We start from the raw sequence: 19030 nt of genomic DNA on the forward strand, positions 1-19030 counted from the left end.
TAGGCAATCTAGCGCCTTTACCGGCGGGCCCCGGCGGCGCTCCCCCGGGACAGGAGCGGGTGCGCAGACATGAGAATTACGATGTTCTTGTCGCATGAACACATCGGTGGATATCGACGGGTACGACAGACCGCTCTCCTGGTCGCGCACCGTCGCCCGTGAACTGGTGCACCGCGCCTCCGTCGCCGAGGTGCTGCTCACCGACGTACGGCGGGCGAGGGGCGGCGGATTCGAGGCCGCGGCCTCCTGGCCGCGCTCCCATCCGACCTTCCCGCGCGGGGGCGGTGAACTGCACAGCCCGCTGATGATCGTCGAGACGCTGCGCCAGCTCGGTATCTACATCCCCCTGCGGTACTTCGCGGTCCCGCCGTCCGCGAACCTGGTCATCACCGATCTGTTCTTCGAGACCGATCCGGCCGCCGAACCGCGGCTGGTCTCCGGTGCCACCGGCGTCACCTGCCGGGTCGCCGTGAGCGGTGTGCGGCACGACGCCGACGGCGCGGTCACCGGACTCCGGCTGGACGTCGACTACCTGGCCGGCGGGGTGCGTTTCGCGCGGGCCGGGGGCGGCGCCCGGTTCTTCCGCCCCGAGCAGTACGCCGCCGTACGGGAGGGCCGTACGACGGCCACCGCGCCCGCCGGGCCCGCCGACCGGATCCGCCCCGAGCCGGCCGGGGTCGGGGTGAGCGGCGCGCACGACGTCGTGATCGGCACGGACGGCGCCACCCTGCTGGTGGAACCCGCGGACATGAGGCATCCGTACTTCTTCGACCACGTGACCGACCATCTGCCCGGCATGATCGTTCTGGAGGCCGCGCGTCAGGCGGCGGCCTTCGTGAGCCGGGGCAGACTGCTGCGCCCTACCGCCGGTCGGCTGAAAACGGCGCGCTTCATCGAATACGCGCCGCCTGCCCGTGTGCTGTGCGTTCCGCACCACGCGACCTGCGTTTTCCGCATTTTCCAGGACGATCGGCAGAAGGCTTTCGGGGTGCTGCGCTACCAATAAGCAGATAGCGATACTAAATGCGATCGCTTGACTGCTCAATGTTGCCCTCTCTAGCGTAGCGATCGTTATGTTCTTCGGTGGTCGCTGGATCCGGCCTCCATTTCGAGGTCGTATCCGACGACCACCTGGAACCGCACCCGCATTTCCGCGGGTGCCCCCGCGCCCGCGGTGTATCCACATCGATGCGGTGGCAGGCGCTACCGCTGTCAGGGCTCTCCTGAACGGAAACAATCGGATGACAGCTCAACGCATCCTTTCCTGGACACCCGCCGCCATCGTCTTCGACTGTGACGGCACTCTCATGGACACCGAATGCCACTGGCAGGACGCGCGCCTCCGCGCCCTGCGCGAGTTCGGATTCACCCCGGCGCCGGGCTTCGCCGAGCGCGCCCAAGGACTGCACTACACGGAGTGCGGCGTTCTCATGGCCGAGGAGGCGGGCCACCCCGAGTTGGGCGAGGACCTGACGGAACGGTTGCTCGCACACTTCGGCGCCCTGGTCGCCGACCGGCCCCTGACCATGCCGGGCGCGCGCCGGCTCGTCGAACAGACGGCCAGATTCGCGCCGCTGGCCGTCGCCAGCAACTGCCCCAGAGAGGTGGTGGAGTCCTCGCTCGCCACCGCCGGGCTGCTCGACCGCTTCGCGCATGTCGTCGTACCCGACGACGGCCTGGGCATCAGACCCAAGCCGCACCCGGACGTGTATCTCACCGCGGCCCGGCTCTGCGGCACGGACCCGGCCGACACCCTCGCGGTCGAGGACTCCCACTGCGGGATCGAGGCCGCGGAACGGGCCGGGATGCGCATCCTGGGCGTCGGCCCGTCGCCCGCCGACCGCACCGCGGCACTGGTCGACCTGTGGGTGCGCTCACTGGACGAGCCGGAGGTACGCGGCTGGGCGGGCGACCGCGTGCCCGCCCAGATCCTGTGGAATCGGCCTACCATGAACCCCTGAGGACCAATCCCTCCTAGAAGCCGCCGCACAGGGAGATGGCCATCGGATGGACGAGGAACGTGCCGGCCGTCTCGTGTCGTCGCTGCGCGCCCGGGGCGTACCGGCCCATCTCGCGCACCTGGGCGTGTACCAGTGCGGTGTACGGGTCGTCCTGTTCGGCGGCGGTGAGGCCGTCTGGGACATCGACGGGGAGCTGGGACTGCGGGCCGAGGTCGTCGAGGACGGGGTGCTCGTCGGCTTCGTCCCGCATGTGCGGGGCTCGGAGGACTTCGACGAGGAACGGCTCGTCGAGGTGATCGCGGCCACCCGCTACGACAAGGAGGGGCTGCGCCTCCCGGTCGACACGGACACCCCCGCCCGGCCCCCCGGCGCGGCCCCGGCCCTCCCCCCGCACCGCCCCCGCCGAACCCCCCGCTGGCCCCGCTGGCTCCGCCGTCACTGACCCGGCTCCGGCCGCACCGCACCCGTACGGGCGTACGGGGGGAAAGCTCAGCAGCGCGCGTTGACGTGGTCCGGTTCGCCCGCCGGTACGACGTCGAGGTCGCGGAGCACGATCGACAGACGGTCGCCCCACTTCTCGCACGCCGTGGTGAAGTCCGCCCGCCGGTACTCGACCACCAGCACCTTGTCGTCGTACGCGTCGGCGTACTCCTCGCACTCGTCGTAGCGCCCGCACTCCTCGGCGACCGCGAAGTCGAAGCCGATCTCGTCCCGGGCCCCGCTCATCTCCACCGCGTTCTTCTGGCCGATCGCCAGCCCCGCCCGGTGGGCGCGGGCCGCCAGCAGATCGGCGAAGGCGACCGCCTGCTCGCGGTCGAGGAGGGAGTCCGAGCGCAGATACGAGTCCAGGTTGTCCGCCTCGACGGCGTCGAAGCCGTCCCGCGCGCAGCCGTCTATCCAGCCGCCGACGATGCCCGCGAGCCGTTCGCGCCGGTCGGCGGTGGAGACGTTCAGCAGCGGTTCGTCCCAGTCCTCGTCGATGACGGTGCCGCCGTCCGTGTCCCGCAGCAGCAGGTCCGGGTGGTTCTTCTCCCACCACTCCACGGCGTCCGGCTGGGCCTGATAGGCGTTGACGTAACAGATGTTGTACGCCCCGGGCGCGGGCCGCGCCGTACGGTCCCTGATCACCGTACGCACCCCGGCGGGCGGGTCGTACGCCCCGCCGAGCTGGTAGTCGAAGGGCTCGTTCGCCTTCGGCTGCTTCACCTGAGGGGCCGAACTCGCGCTCGCGGCCGGGGACGTGCCGGCGGTCTTGCCGGGGGAGTTCTCGGCGGGGCCGCAGCTGGTGAGCGCGAGGGACAGGGCGAGCAGGGGAGCCGCCGACGCGCGGGCGGCTGGGGCGAACGGCAAGGTGGTGCCTCGATCTCGGTGCGGTGAGGTGTGGTGCGATGGGGTGCGGGGTGGTGCGATGTGACGGGCCCATTGTCCCACCGCATCCGCCCCGGGACGGCTCCGCCCCCGGTCGGAGGGGTCGCGCGGGGCGCGCCGCGCGACCCGCTCACACCGTCAGAAGGGTGGGCCGCGCCGCCCGGTGGACCGGCAGGAACGCGTCCGGCACCGGGGAACGCCCCACCACGAAGGACAGGACGGCCGCGTGCATCGCCTCCACGGGCGCGATCGTCGCCGCCGTCCCGATCACCGCCTCGGTCCGCACGCTGTAGGTCGAGAGCAGATATGTCTGCGCCGCCTGGTTCTCCAACTGAAGCGCCAGCGCCGCGACATCGCCCACGCTCCGGGCCTTGCCCAGCGCCGCGGCGACCTCCTCGCGGTCGGAGAGCGGCACCCCCGTGACCGCGGGCCTGTCCGCGCCCGCCAGCACCGCGTTCCACGCCTTCGCGTGGTCGGTGTGGTGCGCCATCGCCGTGGTGAGGAAGGCCGACACCGCGGGTGGTACGGCGCCGAACCGGCCCGCCTCGCCCGCCGCCAGGGCCTTCCGGTAGGTGTCGGCCACCTGGTTCTCCAGCGCCGCCGCCAGCGCGACGGTCCGCAGATCGCCGGTGTACATGGCCGGGTCCGCGACAGGGGACGCCGCGTCACCGAAGGACGCGGCGCCCGAGCAGCCGGCCAGCGCCCACGCGGCTCCCGCGCCCCCGGCGCCCCGCAGGAACCGGCGGCGCCCGGCGTCCGCGGGCCCCTCCCGCTCCGTACGGCCGGCCCGGAGCCGCCGCGCCGGAGCGGCGGCGGACGCCCGCAGTGCGGGCAGGGTCTCCCGGTGCGCCTCGGCCAGCTCACGGGTGAGACGGTCGAGCAGGTCCTCGCCGATGGGCAGTTCCCAGCCACCGTGCGCCGTACCCGTACCCGTATTCATCGGGCTCCTTCCGAGACGGGCGACGCGTCGGCCGTCGACTGGAACGCGTCGGGGAAGCCGGCCGAACCGACCGCCGCCGGGAGCCTCGCCCCATCGGTGGGGCGCGCGATCAGCCTCTCGTCACCGGCCGAGAGCAGCGCCCGTACCACCAGCAGTGTCGCGCGGTGCTGCGCCTCGACCGGGGCGACCGAGCCGAAGAGCCGGCGCAGCGATCCACTGCCGACCTGGCCGATGTTCTTCGTGTACGTCTGCGCGGTGACGTCCTCCAGCGAGATCGCCAGCCCGACCACGTCCCCCGGGGTCCGCAGGGTCGGCAGCGCCTTGGCGACCACGGCCGCGTACTTCGGGTCGGTGCCGTTCTGGGCCCGGCCGCCCGCCCGGGTCACCGCCTCGTTGAACGCCTTGGCGTGCTCCTCGTGATGGCGGGTGGTCCTGGCGACGAACTCCGCCACGGTCCTGTTGCCGTTCCTGACGAACGGCAGCCGGGCGAAGGCCCGATAGGCGCCGACCGCCAGGTTCTCCAGCGACGCCGCCGTCCGCAGCGCCATGATGTCGTCCTCGGACGCGACCGGCGCCCGCACCCCGCCCGTGCCGCGCGACGTGCCGCTGTACGGATCCCACGGCCGCCCGGTGTGTGGTGCGAGCGGCCGGGTGCCCACGCGCTCCGCTCCCATCACGCCCCCTCTCGTCGGGGCCCGCACGGACGCGGGCGCCCCACGACACCTTCGCGAGCGGAGCGCGGGCGGGGCGGGGGCGTCACCGGCGGGACGGTGGTGTTTCACCGGATCGGCCGATTACGCGCCCCGCCCCGCCCGGGCGGCGCTACTCCTTGACGGCCCCCGAGTTGGCGCCGCTGACGAAGTACCGCTGGAAGCAGAAGAACAGCGCGGCCACCGGCAGGGTGGAGAGCAGCGCCGCCGCCAGCTTCAGCGGATACTGCGTACCGCCGCCGAGCCCGCCCGAGACGAAGCGCGCCAGGCCGGTGGTGAGGGTCTCGTACTGCGCGGACTGCGTGGCGACCAGGAAGTGCGTGAACTCGTTCCACGACCCCTGGAACGACAGGATCGTCAGGGTGATCAGCGCGGGCCGCGCCATCGGCAGCACGACCGACCAGAAGATACGGAACACCCCCGCCCCGTCGACCCGCGCCGCCTCCTCCACCTCGCGCGGCACCGACTCGAAGAACTGCTTCATGATGAAGATGCCCGCCGCGTCCACCATCAGCGGCAGGATCATGCCGGTGTACGTGTCGAAGATCCCGAAGGTGTTGAGTACCAGGAACTTCGGGATGAGCAGCGCCACCCCGGGCACCGCCATCACCGCGAGGACGAAGCCGAACAGCAGCGAACGGCCCCGGAAGCGCAGCCGCGCCAGCGCGTACCCCGCCATCGAGTTGAACAGCACCCGCCCCGCCGTCACCAGGACCGCCACCAGCGTCGAGTTGGAGAGCCAGCGCAGGAACGGCACCCCGTCCCCGGACTGGCTCAGCCCGAACAGCCGCTGGTAGGCGGCGGTCGTCGGCGTCGTCGGCATGAGCGACAGCGGATGCGCGGCGGCGTCCGGATCGGTCTTGAACCCGGTCACCAACTGGAGCGCGAACGGCAGCAGATAGAGCAGCGCCATCCCGACCACCAGCGCGTACCCCACCGCGCGCAGCGGCAGCGGGAACCGGGGCAGTACGGGGCGGGCCCGGTCCCGTACGCGCGTGCCCGAGGCGGTCATCGGTTCCTCCTGGTACGTCGGTTCCCCCTGGTACGGGCACCGCGCTCGCGCAGCGCCCAGCGCTGGAAGGCGGTGAGGCAGAGGATCAGGGCGAGCAGGATGAACGCGATCGCCGAGCCCTGGCCGAAGTCCGCGTTGTCGAAGCCCGCGGAGTACGACAGGAACGCGGGCGTCAGCGTCGTGTTGCCCGGGGCGCCCTGGCCCATCACGTACACCTGGTCGAAGACCTGCCATGTGGCGATCAGTCCCAGGGTGAGGACCAGGAAGAGCACGGGACGCAGCGCGGGGAGCGTCACGTACCGCAGGAGCTGGCGGCGGTTCACCCCTTCGAGCGCCGCGGCCTCCTCCAGCTCTCTCGGGATGTCCTGGAGCGCCGCGAGGAAGATCAGCATGAAGGTGCCCGAGGTGGTCCACACCGACAGCAGGATGATCGTGCACATCGCGATCGACGGGCCCGACAGCCACTCGAACCACGACAGCCCCATGGTGGTGTGCTCGGCCAGCATCCCGGCCGGATGGTCCGGGTCGACGACGCCGAGGGCGCCGAGGAGCAGGGAGAGCACACCGCGCGGGTCCGCGAACCAGTTCGGCCCCTTGACCCCGATCCACGACAACAGGGAGTTGACGGCCCCGCTGCCCTGGAAGAGGAAGAGGAAGACCGTGGAGACGGCGATGGAGCTGGTGACCGAAGGGAAGAAGAACGTGGTGCGCAGCGCGCCGCGCCCCCGCAGCATCTTCTGGTTGACGATCAGCGCCAGGGCCAGCGCCAGGCCGGTCTGGAGCGGCACCGTCAGCACCACGAAGTAGGCGTTGTTGCGCAGGGCGGTCGCGAAGAGCGTGCGGTCCAGACCGTCCTGGGTGAGCAGCGTCCGGTAGTTGTCCAGACCGACGAAGTCGGCGTCGGCGGAGAACGGGTTGGACTGCCCCTCCCAGTGCAGCAGGCTCACCCACAGCGCCATCAGGATCGGCAGCACCAGGAAGAGGCTGAGGACGATCACCATGGGGCTGACGAAGAACCAGCCCCAGGCGTTCTCCCCGCGAAGGGCCGCGCGCGAGGCGCGGCCCTTCGCGGCCGTACCGGCCGCGCCGGGCGTGTCAGGTTCGCCCGGCGCGCCGGTGGTCCGGGGTGCGCGGCTCGCGCGCACCGTACGGCGTGGCGTGGTACGGAGGGGCATGGTGCTCAGTTGCCCTTCGCGATCGCCTGTTCGCCGTTGCGCTGAAGGTCGGCGAGGATCTTCTTCGGGTCGGCGGTGCGCAGCGACTGGAGGTCGGTGTTGAACTGGCTGAGCACCTTGTCGAAGCCGGCGATGGTCACCGGGCCCTGCGCGTAGGCGCTGCCGTCCACCCACGCCTTGGCCTGGGGCTCCTGCGCCGCGTACGTCTTCAGCGCGCTGGTGCGCGAGGGCATGACGCCGAACGCGTCGGCGAAGGCGAGCTGCTGGTCGGCGGAGGTGAGGGACTTCACCAGGTCGACCCCGGCGGCGCGGTGCGCGCTGTCGGCGGCGACCCCCCAGCAGTTGCTGAAGGCGAGGGTGCCCTGGCCTGCCGGGCCCGCGGGGAGCGGGGCGACGGCGTACTTCACGTCCGGGTAGTCGTTCTTCATCCCGCCGTCGAGCCAGTTGCCCTCGATGGTCATGGCGGCCTTGCCCTTGCCCAGGGCCTCGCCGCCCCAGCTCGTGTCGACCTGCTTGGCGAACTTCATGGAGCCCGACTTCAGCAGGGACCGCACATAGGAGAGTCCTTCGGCGTTCTGCGCGGTGTCCGCCGTCATCTTCGTCTGGCCGGGATCGGTGATCCACCCGCCCGCCTGCTTCATGAAGACACCGAGGCGCTGGAACTCGTCGCTGGTGACCAGGCCGGTGACGCCGCCGCCGGTGAGCTTGTCCGCGACCTTCTTCAGGTCGGCCCAGCTCTTCGGGTAGTCCTTCTCCGTCAGCCCGGCCTTCTTCCACAGGTCGGTGTTGATGGCGAGCCCGAGCGTGGAGGTGTCCTTGGGCAGGCAGACGAGCTTTCCGTCGTACGAGAAGGACGTGCGGAGCTGCTGCGAGAAGTCGTCCGCGTCGGATATCCGGTCCCCGTACGCGTAGAGCGAGCCGCCCTTGGCGTAGTTGGCGAACTGGTCGGAGTTGACGTAGAAGACGTCCGGCGGCTTGTGCCCGGCGAACGCCTGGGCGAGCTGCTGGTTCATGTCCTTGGCGACCTGGACGTCGACCGTGTTGCCGGACTTCTTCGCGTACGCCGCGGCGGCCTTCTTGACGGCCTGTGTCTCGGCATCCCCCGACGTGGCGATCAGTACGGTCAGGTTCTGCTTGCCGGTGATGGCCTGGGCCGGCTCCTTCTCCTTGTCGAAGCCGGACGAACAGGCGGTGACGGTCAGCAGCGCCGCGCAGGTGGCGAGGGCGGCGACGGCCGTGCGGGTGACCATGTATTCCTCCAGAAAAGATGAAATGTGCGGCACGCGTACGGACACGGACCCGGGCGCCCGGTGGGGGCGGGCGGTGCCGGGGGCGTACGGGCGTGTTCAGGCGTGTTGAGGCAGGTACGGAAAAGGCCCGGGGCGGTAACGGGGCGGACCCGCCCCGGGGGTTCGGGGCCGGGCTCAGCCGCCCGGTGGGGGCGTGCTGTCCCGAATGACCAGGGACGGTTCGAGCAGGACGCGCTCGGGCGGCGCGTCCGGGGCCGCCATCCTGGCCAGCAGCAGCCGGACGCACTCGCGCCCGACGGCCTCCAGGGGCTGGGCGATCGTGGAGAGTCCGGGGGAGAGGAGCGCGGCGGTGGGCGAGTCGTCGAAGCCGACGACGGCCACGTCCCGGCCGGGTACGGCGTCACGTTCGCGCAGCGCCCGGTAGCAGCCGAGCGCGAGCATGTCGCTGGCGGCGATCACCGCCGTCGCGCCCGCGTCGAGCAGCGGTCGTACGGCGGTGTGCGCGGCGTCGAGGTCGTCGACGCTCTGCGCCCGCCGGCCGCGTACGGGCAGCCGGTGCCGGCGCATCGCGCGGTGCCACCCCTCGGCGCGGTCGTCACCGACGCCCGAGCCGCGCGGCCAGCCGAGGAACGCGATCTTCCGGTGGCCCAGGGCCACCAGATGCTCGACCGCGGCGTCGGTGCCCGATGCGCCGTCGACGTCCGCCCAGTCACCGATCTGACGGCCCGACCACATCCGGCCGAACCCGACGAACGGCACGCCGCGCTTGGCCAGCCACGCCTGGCGGGGGTCGCCGCGGTCGGTGCCGCTCAGCACGAAACCGTCGACGCTGTGCAGGTCGAGCAGTTCCTCGTGGCCGTCGAGCCCGGGGCTGCCGGGCGGTGAGGCGAACAGCAGGATCCGGTAGCCGGCCTCGTCCGCGGCCTGCGACAGGGCGTGCAGGAAGCGGTCCATCACCGGGGCGGTGATTCCGGGGGCGGTGGGGCGGATGCCGTACCCGATGAGCTTGCTGGAGCGGGTGCGCAGGGTCTGCGCGGCCCGGTGCGGGCGGTAGCCCATCGCGTCGACGGTGGCGCGGACCCGTTCCAGGGTCTCGGGCCTGAGCAGTCCCGGGGCGTTGAGGGCGTTCGAGACGGTCTGCGGGGAGACTCCGGCCCGCCGCGCCACCATGGCCAGGGTCACGGGACCCGGCTTGGACGAAGGGGGCTGGGTGGAGCGGGGCATGGCTGTCTCCGGAACCGTTCTCACGCATCGACGAGTGAATCTGGCGGGTGGATCTGTGGGGCTGTGGATCTGGGGCTGGGGATCTGTTCGGCTGTTCGGCTGTGGATCTGGCGGGTGGATCTTCTGGTGACTCTACGAGTTTATTGGAGCGTTCCAATGCCATTGTCAACGAGCTGAAGTCGTCGTTAGGGTTCTTGGAACGCTCCAATGACTGAGAGGTTCTGCTCTGTTGTCCACCACTGTCAAGACCCACGACACTATGAACTCCGTCGCACAGGCCATCCCGGCGGCCGAGGGACTTCAGCCGTTCCTGCACGACGCCCACGTCACGCTGTACGCGCCGAGCTTCGCGATATCCCACGCGGACGGGCAGTTCCACAGCGGTGCCGACGGCTTCTACCACGGCGACAGCAGAGCCCTCGCCCGGCTGACCGTCGAGGCCGACGGCATCGGGATCGCGCCGGTGCGCGGCGCCCTCGAAGGAGCGGACCGCGCCTCCTTCCGCGGGGTGCTGCGCGGCCTCGGCGAGTCCACCCCGGACCCCGCCGTCACCCTGTTGCGCCGCCGCCGGGTCACCCCGGGCCGGCTGGAGGAGACCCTCGAACTCGTCAACGCGGGGCGGCAGTACGTCCGCGTCACCCTGATCGTCACGGCCGCCACCGACCTCGCCCTCATGGAGCGTGTCAAGCAGGGCGACACCCAGCCCGTCCTCGCCCCCACCGCCACGGAAGCCGGGCTCGACTGGGCCAGGGACACCTTCTCCGTACGGCTGACCAGCACCCCGGAGCCCGCCACCCTCGACGCGGCGACCGGACGGCTGACGTACGACGTCGAACTGGCGCCCGGCACGGAGTGGACCGCCGTACTGCGCTGCGACGCGGCCCACGAGGACGGCGACCAGTTCCCGGCGCCGACGGCGGAGAGCGTGCCCTGGCGCACGCCGGTGCTGCGCAGCGCCGACCGCCGCTTCGACCAGTGGATCGACCAGTCGGCGGCGGACCTCGACCGGCTGCGGCTCAGCGACCCGGTGGCGCCGGGCGGGGCCCCCGACGGTGCCGACCCGGCCGCGCTCACGGCCCCGGACCGCCCCACCGACCAGTTCCTGGCCGCCGGAGCCCCCTGGTTCCTCACGCTCTTCGGCCGCGACTCCCTGTGGGCGGCCCGTATGCTGCTGCCGCTGGGCACCGGACTCGCCGCGGGGACGCTCCGTACGCTCGCCCGCCGCCAGGGCGTACGCACCGACCAGGAGACCGAGGAGCAGCCCGGCAAGATCCTGCACGAAGTGCGCCGCGCCGCCCAGTCGTTCCACGACACCTTCGCCCTGCCGCCCAGCTACTACGGCACCGTCGACGCCACCCCGCTCTGGATCACGCTGCTGCACGACTCCTGGCGCTGGGGGCTCGCCCCCGAGGAGGTCGAGGAGCTGCTGCCGCACGCCGAGGCGGCCCTCGGCTGGATCGGCGACCGGAGCGACGGCGAGGGCGACGGCTTCCTGAAGTACGTCGACAGCACCGGCCGGGGCCTGGCCAACCAGGGCTGGAAGGACTCCGGCGACGCGATCCGGCACCGCGACGGACGCCTCGCCACCTCGCCGATCGCGCTCTGCGAGGTCCAGGCGTACGCGTACGAGGCGGCCCGCGGCGGCGCCGCCCTGCTGCGCGCCTTCGGCCGGCCCGGCGCCGACCGCTGGGAGGAGTGGGCGGAGCGGCTGCGCGACCGGTTCCGCAGCCGCTTCTGGGTGGAGGACGAGCGTGGCGCGTACCCGGCCGTCGCGCTGGACCGGGACGGCCGGCCGGTGGACTCCGTCACCTCCGGCTTCGGCCACCTGCTCGGCACGGGGCTGCTCGACCACGAGGAGAGCGCGCTGCTCGCGGCCCGGATCAGCGCGCCCGACCTGGACTCCGGGCACGGGCTGCGCACGCTGAGCAGCGACTCCGTGGGGTACAACCCGTACGGCTACCACATCGGTTCGATCTGGCCGCACGACACCGCGATCGCGGTCCACGGGCTGGCCAGGGCCGGCTTCCCGGACGCCGCGGCGCCGCTCGCCGCCGGGCTGCTGACCGCGTCGGCGGGGTTCGAGGCGCGGCTGCCCGAGCTCTTCGCCGGGCACGGCGCGGCGACCGACCGGGTGCCCTCGCCGTATCCGGCGTCCTGCCGTCCGCAGGCGTGGGCTGCGGCCTCGTCCGTACTCGTCCTCCAGTCCGCGCTGGGGCTCTCCGCCGATGTCCCGGGCGGCACCCTCACCGTCGCGCCCACCTTCACGGAGGCGTACCGGCCGCTGAAGGCCGAGGGGTTCGACATCGCGGGCGGCCGGCTCGACATCGCGGTCGACGCGGACGGTACGGCGCACATCGACGCGCCCGCCGGACTGGAGATCAGGAGGGAGCACCTGCCCTCCCGTTGAGACGAGGGCGCGCGCGATGTGAGGATGGGACCCCGGAGGGTACGGGGGCGGGGGCCCATCCCTGCGGCCATCTCCGCTCCGGCCATGTCCTCGGGCATGTCCGCCCGGTCATGTCCCTCGGGCATGTCCGCCCGGTCATGTCCCTCGGTCGTGTCCGCCTGGTCGTGTCCGCTCGGATTGTCCGGGGAGTCGATCGTCACACAGACGTGGACGGCCGTGTCGCTGATGGGCCGAACGAGTGATACACGGGAGGATGACCTGATGCAGACAGAGCGTGCGGGCAGGGTGGTCCGGTGAGCAGGTACGGCCGTTACGACGGGTATGACGCCACCGACGAACAGTGGGAGGGCCTGGCCCAGGTCGTCCCGTTGCGGGGCCGCAACGAGTGGCCCTCGCGGGTGGACCACACGACCGTCCCCCGGGAACCCGTCGAGGAGCACCGGCGCTTCATCGTGCTGCGGGTCCAGGTCTTCGCGGACGCGCGGGAGGTGGCCGACCATCTCATCGCCCGGATCCCGGTGCTGCTGGACCTGACCAGCGCCGAGCCCGATGTGGCCAAGCGCATCCTCGACTTCAGCAGCGGGGTGGTCTTCGGCCTGGGCAGCGGGATGCACCGGGTCGACAAGAACGTCTTCCTGCTGGCCCCGATCGGCACGGAGGTCGAGGGGATCGCGGCGGACACCATCCCCCGATCGTAGGAAGGTCCCGCAGGCGGAACGGTTCGCCGCCCGGGCCGCCGGATACGGTCCGGCCACGGAAGCCATCCGCCCCGTCCACGCCGCCCGTGCCACCGGTCCTTTCCGGCAGGGGGCCGTGGCCTCTCGGCCCCGCCCCGTCGTCACCGAACTCCGGCTCTCCGCCTACACCTCGCACCGAGGGGCGGCCTTCCCGCTCGGTCCCGTGACGCTCTTCACCGGCGCGAGCGGCAGCGGAAAGTCGACCGCGCCGGCGGCGTACGAGTCGCTGGCCAGGCTCGGCGCGGGCGCCACGCTCGGCGAGGTCTTCCCCGACCCGGTGGCCTGCGTCCCCGAACGGGCCGCGGCCGACGCGCAGGGGAGACGCGGCTTCCGGATCGGCTGCAGCGTCGACGGCCCGGCCTGCCCCGTACAGCTCGACCTCGCCGTCCAGGCCGAGCGCGAACTCCGTGTCGTCGGCGAGCGGCAGACCGGCGAACTGCTCTCCCATGCGGCGGCGGTCTGCGCGGAGGGCCGGACGGGACTGGTGGGGGCGGTCTCCGACGCGTCGTCCGCCCGAGGGGCGGCCGGGGTGACGGTGGTAGACCTGGACCCGTGAGCGAACTCGATGTGGCGGAACTGCAACGGAGGCTGGCCGCGTTCGCGGCGGCGCGGGACTGGGAGTCGTACCACACTCCCAAGAACCTGGCGGCGGCGCTGAGCGTCGAGGCGTCGGAGCTGCTGGAGATCTTCCAGTGGCTGACGCCCGAGGAGTCGGCGCGGGTGATGACCGACCCGGAGACGGCCCACCGTGTGCGGGACGAGGTCGCGGATGTCCTCGCGTATCTCCTCCAGTTCTGCGGAGTGCTGGGTGTCGATCCGCTCGCGGCGCTCGCCGCGAAGGTGGAGCGGAACGAGGCACGCTTCCCGCCCAAGAGGCCTGTCGATCATGATGATTGATGGCGATTGTCACTCTCCGGAGTGGCCGAGTTATGCACAACGAGCCTGCTGTCCACAGATTTCCGCAATGCTCTAGCTTTTCTGCTCCGATGCGCTCACTCTGGGTAGTGGAGTTCATGGGCAGGATTCTCGTGGGAATGGGGACTGCGGATGGATGCGGAACGGCTCATCGGCGTGAGCCGGCATGCCCTGGCGGCGAGCGCGGAGGAAATGGACGTCATCGCGGAGGCGTGGCAGGCACAGGCCCTCGCCCAGGCGATCGGCCATCAGCTGGTGTTGAGGGGCCCGAAGGAACTGCGAGGCGAGGCGCGGGATCTGCGCGACCTGCGGGAGTTGTACGGGGCGGGCGGGGGCGGCTGTGTCCCGCCGGAGATACCGGGGCTCGGCGTCGGAGCGATACGGGCGCTTCAGCTCTCGGGGGTACGGGATGTACGGGCGGCGCTGACCGGACTCGGCGCCCTGCTGGGCGAGGTGGGCATCGCGCTGGTCGCGGTGGCGTGTGCGACGGAGGAGGAGGCTCTGTACTGGCAGTGCATCGAAGCGATCGACGCGGCGGACGAGTCGAACGACCGGGTGGGTGGGATGCTGCGGCGGCTCCTCACGCAGGAGCGTGAGGAGGAACGGGTGAGGGAGCGGGAGCGGAACAGGGAGGAGGAGCGGGTCTGGCCGAGCGAGTGGCGCCGCGAGCGCGGGTGGGACGGGATGCCGGCCGGAGGCCGTGACCGGGGACGTGCCGGGGATCACATCCCGGACCGCGTTCCGGACCGTGTTCCGGACCGCGTCGGGGACCGGGGTGTGGACCACGGCGGGGATCGCGGACGGGAGCGGAGCAGAGGGCGCGGCAGGGAGGAGGCGGCCGACTCGCCGGTGGGGCCCCTCTGACGGGGGACACCGGAGAGGGCACCGGGCACGAAGGTGCAGGATGGAGCCATGGATCTGCGCATCTTCACCGAGCCCCAGCAAGGGGCGAGCTACGACACACTGCTGACCGTGGCCAAGGCCACCGAGGATCTGGGCTTCGACGCCTTCTTCCGGTCCGACCACTATCTGCGGATGGGTTCCGTGGACGGTCTGCCCGGACCGACGGACGCCTGGATCACCCTGGCCGGGCTGGCCCGGGAGACCAAGCGGATCCGGCTGGGCACATTGATGACGGCCGGTACGTTCCGGCTCCCGGGCGTCCTGGCCATCCAGGTCGCCCAGGTCGACCAGATGTCCGGCGGCCGGGTCGAACTGGGCCTGGGCGCGGGCTGGTTCGAGGAGGAGCACAAGGCGTACGGGATCCCGTTCCCCAAGGAGAAGTTCGCCCGGCTGGAGGAGCAGCTCGCCGTCGTGACGGGGCTGTGGGCCACCGAGGCCGGCAAGACCTTCTCGTACGACGGCACGTATTACCAGCTCACCGACTCGCCCGCGCTGCCCAAACCCGCGCAGCGCAAGGTGCCGGTGCTGATCGGTGGGCACGGCGCGACGCGCACCCCGCGGCTCAGCGCGCAGTACGCGGACGAGTTCAACATCCCGTTCGCCTCCGTCGAGGACACCGAGCGGCAGTTCGGCCGGGTGCGGGCGGCGGCCGAGAAGGAGGGGCGCGCCGCGGACGACCTGGTGTACTCGAACGCGCTGGTCGTGTGCGTGGGCAAGGACGACGCGGAGGTGGCCCGCCGGGCCGCCGCCCTCGGACGGGAGGTGGCGGAGCTGAAGGCGAACGGGCTGGCGGGTTCGCCCGCCGAGGTGGTCGACAAGATCGGCCGGTACGCCGCGGTCGGGTCCTCGCGGATCTACCTCCAGGTGATGGATCTGGACGATCTCGACCACCTGGAACTGATCTCCGCACAGGTCCAGTCGCAGTTGGGCTGACCCACCCGTACGTCCTGACGCCCCCGGCCCTGGTGACCGGCCGGGGCGACCGGCCGGAGTGCGACCGGCCCGCCCGACACCGCTGTGCGTTCGCCGTCCCTGAGTTCTGGAGCCGCCGTGAAGCCCGCCCGTACCCTCGCCGCCGCCCTCGCCGAGGGGACCGTCGTCCTCGACGGCGGTCTCTCCAACCAGCTCAGGGCGCAGGGCTGCGACCTGTCCGACGAACTATGGTCGGCGCGGCTCCTCGTCGACAGCCCCGAACAGATCGAGGCCGCCCACGCGGCGTACGTGCGCGCGGGCGCGCAGGTGCTCATCACCTCCAGCTATCAGGCGACGTACGAGGGGTTCGCGCGGCGCGGTGCGGGCCGGGACGAGGCGAGCGCGCTGCTGGCCCGAAGCGTGGAACTGGCACGCCGCGCGGCCGAGGTGGAGCCGCGCGAGGTGTGGGTGGCCGCCTCGGTCGGCCCGTACGGCGCGATGCTCGCGGACGGCAGCGAGTACCGCGGACGCTACGGGCTGACGGTGGCGGAGCTGGAGCGCTTCCACCGGCCGAGGATCGAAACCCTCGCCGCGGCCGGCCCCGATGTGCTGGCGCTGGAGACGGTGCCGGACTCCGACGAGGCGCAGGCGCTGCTGCGTGCCGTCGAAGGGTGCGGGGTGCCGGTGTGGCTCTCGTACTCCATCGCGGGGGAGCGCACCCGGGCCGGTCAGCCGCTCGCCGACGCCTTCGCCCTGGCGGCGGGGAACGCGTCGGTGATCGCGGTGGGTGTCAACTGCTGTGAGCCGGGTGACACCGACCGTGCCGTGGAGATCGCCGCCGAGGTGACGGGGAAGCCCGTCGTCGTCTACCCGAACAGCGGCGAGGAGTGGGACGCGGCCGCGCGTGCCTGGCACGGGGAACCGGCGTTCGACCCGTCCCGGGTGCGCTCCTGGCAGACGGCGGGCGCACGGCTGGTGGGCGGGTGCTGCCGGGTCGGCCCGGCGGAGATCACCGCACTCGCCGGCCGCACAGGCCACTGACGCCTGGGCGCCGCAAGGTGGTGGCCGGGACGGCGGCGGCGTCGTCGGCGGTGTCGGTGTCGGCGGGGAAAACCCCTCGTGGTGGTGGGCCGACCGGGCAATACTCGATGAGGTGTTCCTGACGATCAGTACCACCGGCACTCCAGAGCGCCCCGCGACCGACCTCGGATTTCTGCTGCACAAGCATCCCGACCGGGCGCAGACGTTCTCCACATCGCATGGCACCGCCCATGTGCTCTACCCCGAGGCGTCCGCCGAGCGCCGCACGGCGGCGCTGCTGCTGGAGATCGATCCGGTTGCTCTGGTCCGGCGGGGCAGGGGGAAGGGCCGGGGCGGCGCCCCCGACGCGGCGCTCGCGCAGTACGTCAACGACCGCCCCTACGCGGCCTCCTCGCTGCTCGCGGTGGCGCTGGCCACGGTGTTCACGCCGGGCTGCCCGAGAAGTACCACGGCCGCACCTCGGGCCGGGTCCGCGCGCACGCCCCGTCACGGGCGCGCTGCACACCCGCACCGGACGGCCGTTCTTCGACGACCCCGGGGGCACCGAGGAGATCCTCGGCCGGCTGCGGACCGCCGTGACCGCCGCCGGTCTCTGGCGAGAACTGGACACGGGCTGGCTGCTGCTGGACGCCGAACTGATGCCCTGATCCCTGAAGGCGACCGGACTGCTGCGCACCCAGTACGCGGCGGTGGGGGCCGCGGCGGGCGCGGCGTTCCCCGCGGTCACCGGCGCCCTCGAAGCCGCGGTGGCGCGGGGCGTGCCGGCGGCCGGGCTGCTGGCGGCCCAGCGTGAACGGGCGGCCGACGCCGCCGCGTTCACCGAGGCGTACCAGCGGTACTGCTGGACCACGGACGGTCTGGACGGGGTGCGCCTGGCGCCGTTCCAGCTTCTGGCGGTGCGGGGCCGCAACCTCGCCGGTGTGCCGCACGACCGTCAGTCGGCCTGGCTGGACCGGCTCGTCGAGCACGACCCGGCGGGGCTGCTCCAGGTCACCCGGCGGCTACTGGTCGACACGGGCGACGCGGACTCGGTGCGCGGCGGCGAGGGCATGGTCGTCAAGCCGCTCCAGGCGCTGGTGAAGGACGGCAGGGGACGGCTGCTCCAGCCGGGGATCAAGGTCCGGGGCCGCGAGTACCTGCGGATCATCTACGGTCCGGAGTACACCCGGCCGGAGAATCTGGCGCGGCTGCGCGGCCGGGTCCTCGGCCACAAGCGCTCGCTGGCGCTCAGGGAGTACGCCCTCGGTCTTGAGGCGCTGGACCGGCTGACCGACGGCGAACCGCTGTGGCGGATCCACGAAGCGGTCTTCGCGGTACTGGCCCTGGAGTCGGAACCGGTGGACCCAAGGCTCTGACCTGCGGTCGCGCGGGTTATCCACAGGTAGGGGGGGCGCTGTCAGTGCCTCCCCCTACGGTGTTCTCCAGGCACGGGGACGAACGCGCGTATCACGTTCGCCGCCGTCTGGAAATCGATCCTGCCATTCCGGCGGTAACGGGAGGTTTTGAGGAGCATCATGGTCGAGTTGACGGGGCTGTGACGAGGTCCTAACGTTTCGTCCCCGTCAGTTGACCGCCAGTCAAAAGCTTGTCGGTCAAGGCAACTTGGCGCATAACAAGCGCACCGCGCGTGGCGGCTGTTACCGGTGTGACGGCTGTCCGGAATATGTAATTCTCACGGGGGTGAGTATGAGTCTTTTCGAACGTAATCGTTCCTTCCTCGACGCCCTCACCCCCCAGGACCGTGCCGCGCTGCTGGCCCTCGGCTCACGCCGGGTCTACGCCCCGGGCGAGGTGATGCTCAGGGAGCGGGACACGACGACCTTCGTCCTGGCCCTGCGCTCGGGCTGGTCCGTCGTCTCCGTCGACACCGACCGGGGCGCCCGGCTCATCCTGGCGCTGCGCGGCGCGGGTGAAGTGGTCGGCGACCTGGCCGCGTTCGACCAGGGGCCGCGCAGCGCGACCGTCACCGCGCTCGGCCGGGTGGACGCCACGGCCGTCTCCGGCGAGCGGTTCCGCAGCTTCCTCGCCGCGCGCCCGCACGCCACCTCACTGATCATGCGCCAGCTCAGCGCCCGGCTGCGCAGCTCCGACGTCGAACGCCGCTCGCTGGCCTCCGGCTCGGTCCTGCAACGCCTCGCCGCCCGGCTCGTGGAGCTGACGGAGCGGGTCGGGCGCACGGGCGGCGACGGCACCGTGGTCGAACTGCCGCTGCCCCAGCACGACCTGGCGGCGGCCATCGGCGCCACCCGGGAAGCCGTCGCCAAGGCGCTGCGCCTGCTGCGGGAGCAGGACGTCGTACGGACGGGCAACCGGCGGCTCATGGTCACGGACATACAGGTGCTGCGGCTGCTCGCCGACGGACGGCAGTCGCAGCGGCCTCGCGGGGAACGGCCGGAGAAAACTCCTCCGGCTGTGTAAACGGCTACACCGCCCGCCGCGTTTCGCGGCCAGGCTTGATCTGTCACCACGGCACAG

The 19030-nt window shown here is 72.0% G+C and carries 16 protein-coding genes and 4 pseudogenes; 13 read left to right on the plus strand and 7 right to left on the minus strand.

The annotated features are described in order from the left end of the window. The first annotated feature begins 94 nt into the window (after nucleotides 1–94). The 3 genes from ACIQ7D_RS21305 to ACIQ7D_RS21315 all read left to right on the plus strand — a co-directional run bounded on the left by ACIQ7D_RS21305 (nucleotide 95) and on the right by ACIQ7D_RS21315 (nucleotide 2403). A complete protein-coding gene (locus tag ACIQ7D_RS21305) occupies nucleotides 95–1006 on the plus strand; it encodes a ScbA/BarX family gamma-butyrolactone biosynthesis protein (protein ID WP_403939754.1) in 912 nt (303 codons plus the stop codon). 235 nt (nucleotides 1007–1241) lie between these two features. Beyond that, complete coding sequence (locus ACIQ7D_RS21310; protein WP_403939756.1) at nucleotides 1242–1961, plus strand: HAD family hydrolase; 720 nt, start codon at nucleotides 1242–1244, stop codon at nucleotides 1959–1961. Between the two features lie 46 nt (nucleotides 1962–2007). Beyond that, entirely contained in the window at nucleotides 2008–2403 is a 396-nt protein-coding gene (locus tag ACIQ7D_RS21315) for a hypothetical protein (RefSeq protein WP_403939758.1), read from the plus strand. Between the two features lie 47 nt (nucleotides 2404–2450). Here the strand turns inward: ACIQ7D_RS21315 and ACIQ7D_RS21320 are convergent, their stop codons facing one another. The 7 genes from ACIQ7D_RS21320 to ACIQ7D_RS21350 form a co-directional block, all read right to left on the minus strand. Next, the gene (locus ACIQ7D_RS21320) at nucleotides 2451–3311 is read right to left on the minus strand and encodes an endo alpha-1,4 polygalactosaminidase (protein ID WP_403939759.1); all 861 of its coding nucleotides are present in this window, start codon (nucleotides 3309–3311) and stop codon (nucleotides 2451–2453) included. Between the two features lie 148 nt (nucleotides 3312–3459). Next, nucleotides 3460–4269 carry a ferritin-like domain-containing protein gene (locus tag ACIQ7D_RS21325; protein WP_403939761.1) on the minus strand — a complete coding sequence of 270 codons (810 nt, stop codon included), beginning with the start codon at nucleotides 4267–4269 and terminating at the stop codon, nucleotides 3460–3462. Further along, entirely contained in the window at nucleotides 4266–4943 is a 678-nt protein-coding gene (locus ACIQ7D_RS21330) for a ferritin-like domain-containing protein (protein WP_403939762.1), read from the minus strand. Before ACIQ7D_RS21330 ends, ACIQ7D_RS21325 begins: the two co-directional genes overlap by 4 nt. A gap of 148 nt (nucleotides 4944–5091) precedes the next feature. Next, nucleotides 5092–5991, minus strand: coding sequence for a carbohydrate ABC transporter permease (locus ACIQ7D_RS21335; RefSeq protein ID WP_403939764.1), 900 nt, complete (start codon nucleotides 5989–5991; stop codon nucleotides 5092–5094). Further along, entirely contained in the window at nucleotides 5988–7166 is a 1179-nt protein-coding gene (locus ACIQ7D_RS21340) for a carbohydrate ABC transporter permease (RefSeq protein ID WP_403939766.1), read from the minus strand. Before ACIQ7D_RS21340 ends, ACIQ7D_RS21335 begins: the two co-directional genes overlap by 4 nt. A 5-nt stretch (nucleotides 7167–7171) precedes the next feature. After that, the gene (locus ACIQ7D_RS21345) at nucleotides 7172–8416 is read right to left on the minus strand and encodes an extracellular solute-binding protein (protein ID WP_403939768.1); all 1245 of its coding nucleotides are present in this window, start codon (nucleotides 8414–8416) and stop codon (nucleotides 7172–7174) included. Between the two features lie 174 nt (nucleotides 8417–8590). Next, nucleotides 8591–9640, minus strand: coding sequence for a LacI family DNA-binding transcriptional regulator (locus ACIQ7D_RS21350; RefSeq protein ID WP_403939770.1), 1050 nt, complete (start codon nucleotides 9638–9640; stop codon nucleotides 8591–8593). Between the two features lie 229 nt (nucleotides 9641–9869). Here ACIQ7D_RS21350 and ACIQ7D_RS21355 point away from each other — a divergent pair, with 229 nt between their 5' ends. The 10 genes and pseudogenes from ACIQ7D_RS21355 to ACIQ7D_RS21400 all read left to right on the plus strand — a co-directional run bounded on the left by ACIQ7D_RS21355 (nucleotide 9870) and on the right by ACIQ7D_RS21400 (nucleotide 18973). Beyond that, complete coding sequence (locus ACIQ7D_RS21355; protein ID WP_403939772.1) at nucleotides 9870–12047, plus strand: glycogen debranching N-terminal domain-containing protein; 2178 nt, start codon at nucleotides 9870–9872, stop codon at nucleotides 12045–12047. A 293-nt stretch (nucleotides 12048–12340) separates the two neighbouring features. Continuing rightward, nucleotides 12341–12745, plus strand: a complete 405-nt coding sequence (locus ACIQ7D_RS21360) for a cell division protein SepF (protein WP_403939774.1) — start codon at nucleotides 12341–12343, stop codon at nucleotides 12743–12745. Nucleotides 12746–12809: 64 nt separating this feature from the next. Next, nucleotides 12810–13217, plus strand: a pseudogene (locus tag ACIQ7D_RS21365) (ATP-binding protein); the annotation flags it as partial. A 119-nt stretch (nucleotides 13218–13336) separates the two neighbouring features. Beyond that, nucleotides 13337–13681, plus strand: coding sequence for a nucleotide pyrophosphohydrolase (locus ACIQ7D_RS21370; RefSeq protein ID WP_403939776.1), 345 nt, complete (start codon nucleotides 13337–13339; stop codon nucleotides 13679–13681). Nucleotides 13682–13831: 150 nt separating this feature from the next. Then, a pseudogene (locus tag ACIQ7D_RS21375) lies at nucleotides 13832–14302 on the plus strand (DUF6099 family protein); the annotation flags it as partial. Between the two features lie 309 nt (nucleotides 14303–14611). After that, nucleotides 14612–15535: an LLM class F420-dependent oxidoreductase gene (locus ACIQ7D_RS21380; protein WP_403939778.1), complete on the plus strand. Its 924-nt coding sequence runs from the start codon at nucleotides 14612–14614 to the stop codon at nucleotides 15533–15535. Nucleotides 15536–15652: 117 nt separating this feature from the next. Continuing rightward, nucleotides 15653–16555, plus strand: a complete 903-nt coding sequence (gene mmuM, locus ACIQ7D_RS21385) for a homocysteine S-methyltransferase (RefSeq protein ID WP_403939780.1) — start codon at nucleotides 15653–15655, stop codon at nucleotides 16553–16555. Nucleotides 16556–16667: 112 nt separating this feature from the next. Continuing rightward, nucleotides 16668–17039, plus strand: a pseudogene (locus ACIQ7D_RS21390) (3' terminal RNA ribose 2'-O-methyltransferase Hen1); the annotation flags it as partial. A gap of 4 nt (nucleotides 17040–17043) precedes the next feature. Then, nucleotides 17044–17910 (plus strand): annotated as a pseudogene (locus tag ACIQ7D_RS21395) (polynucleotide kinase-phosphatase); the annotation flags it as partial. A 331-nt stretch (nucleotides 17911–18241) separates the two neighbouring features. After that, on the plus strand, nucleotides 18242–18973 hold the full coding sequence (locus ACIQ7D_RS21400; RefSeq protein WP_403939782.1) for a Crp/Fnr family transcriptional regulator: 732 nt from the start codon (nucleotides 18242–18244) through the stop codon (nucleotides 18971–18973). Nucleotides 18974–19030: the final 57 nt, after the last annotated feature.

The sequence above is a fragment of the Streptomyces sp. NPDC096310 genome (genome assembly GCF_044763125.1).
In the GTDB taxonomy this organism is placed as follows: domain Bacteria; phylum Actinomycetota; class Actinomycetes; order Streptomycetales; family Streptomycetaceae; genus Streptomyces.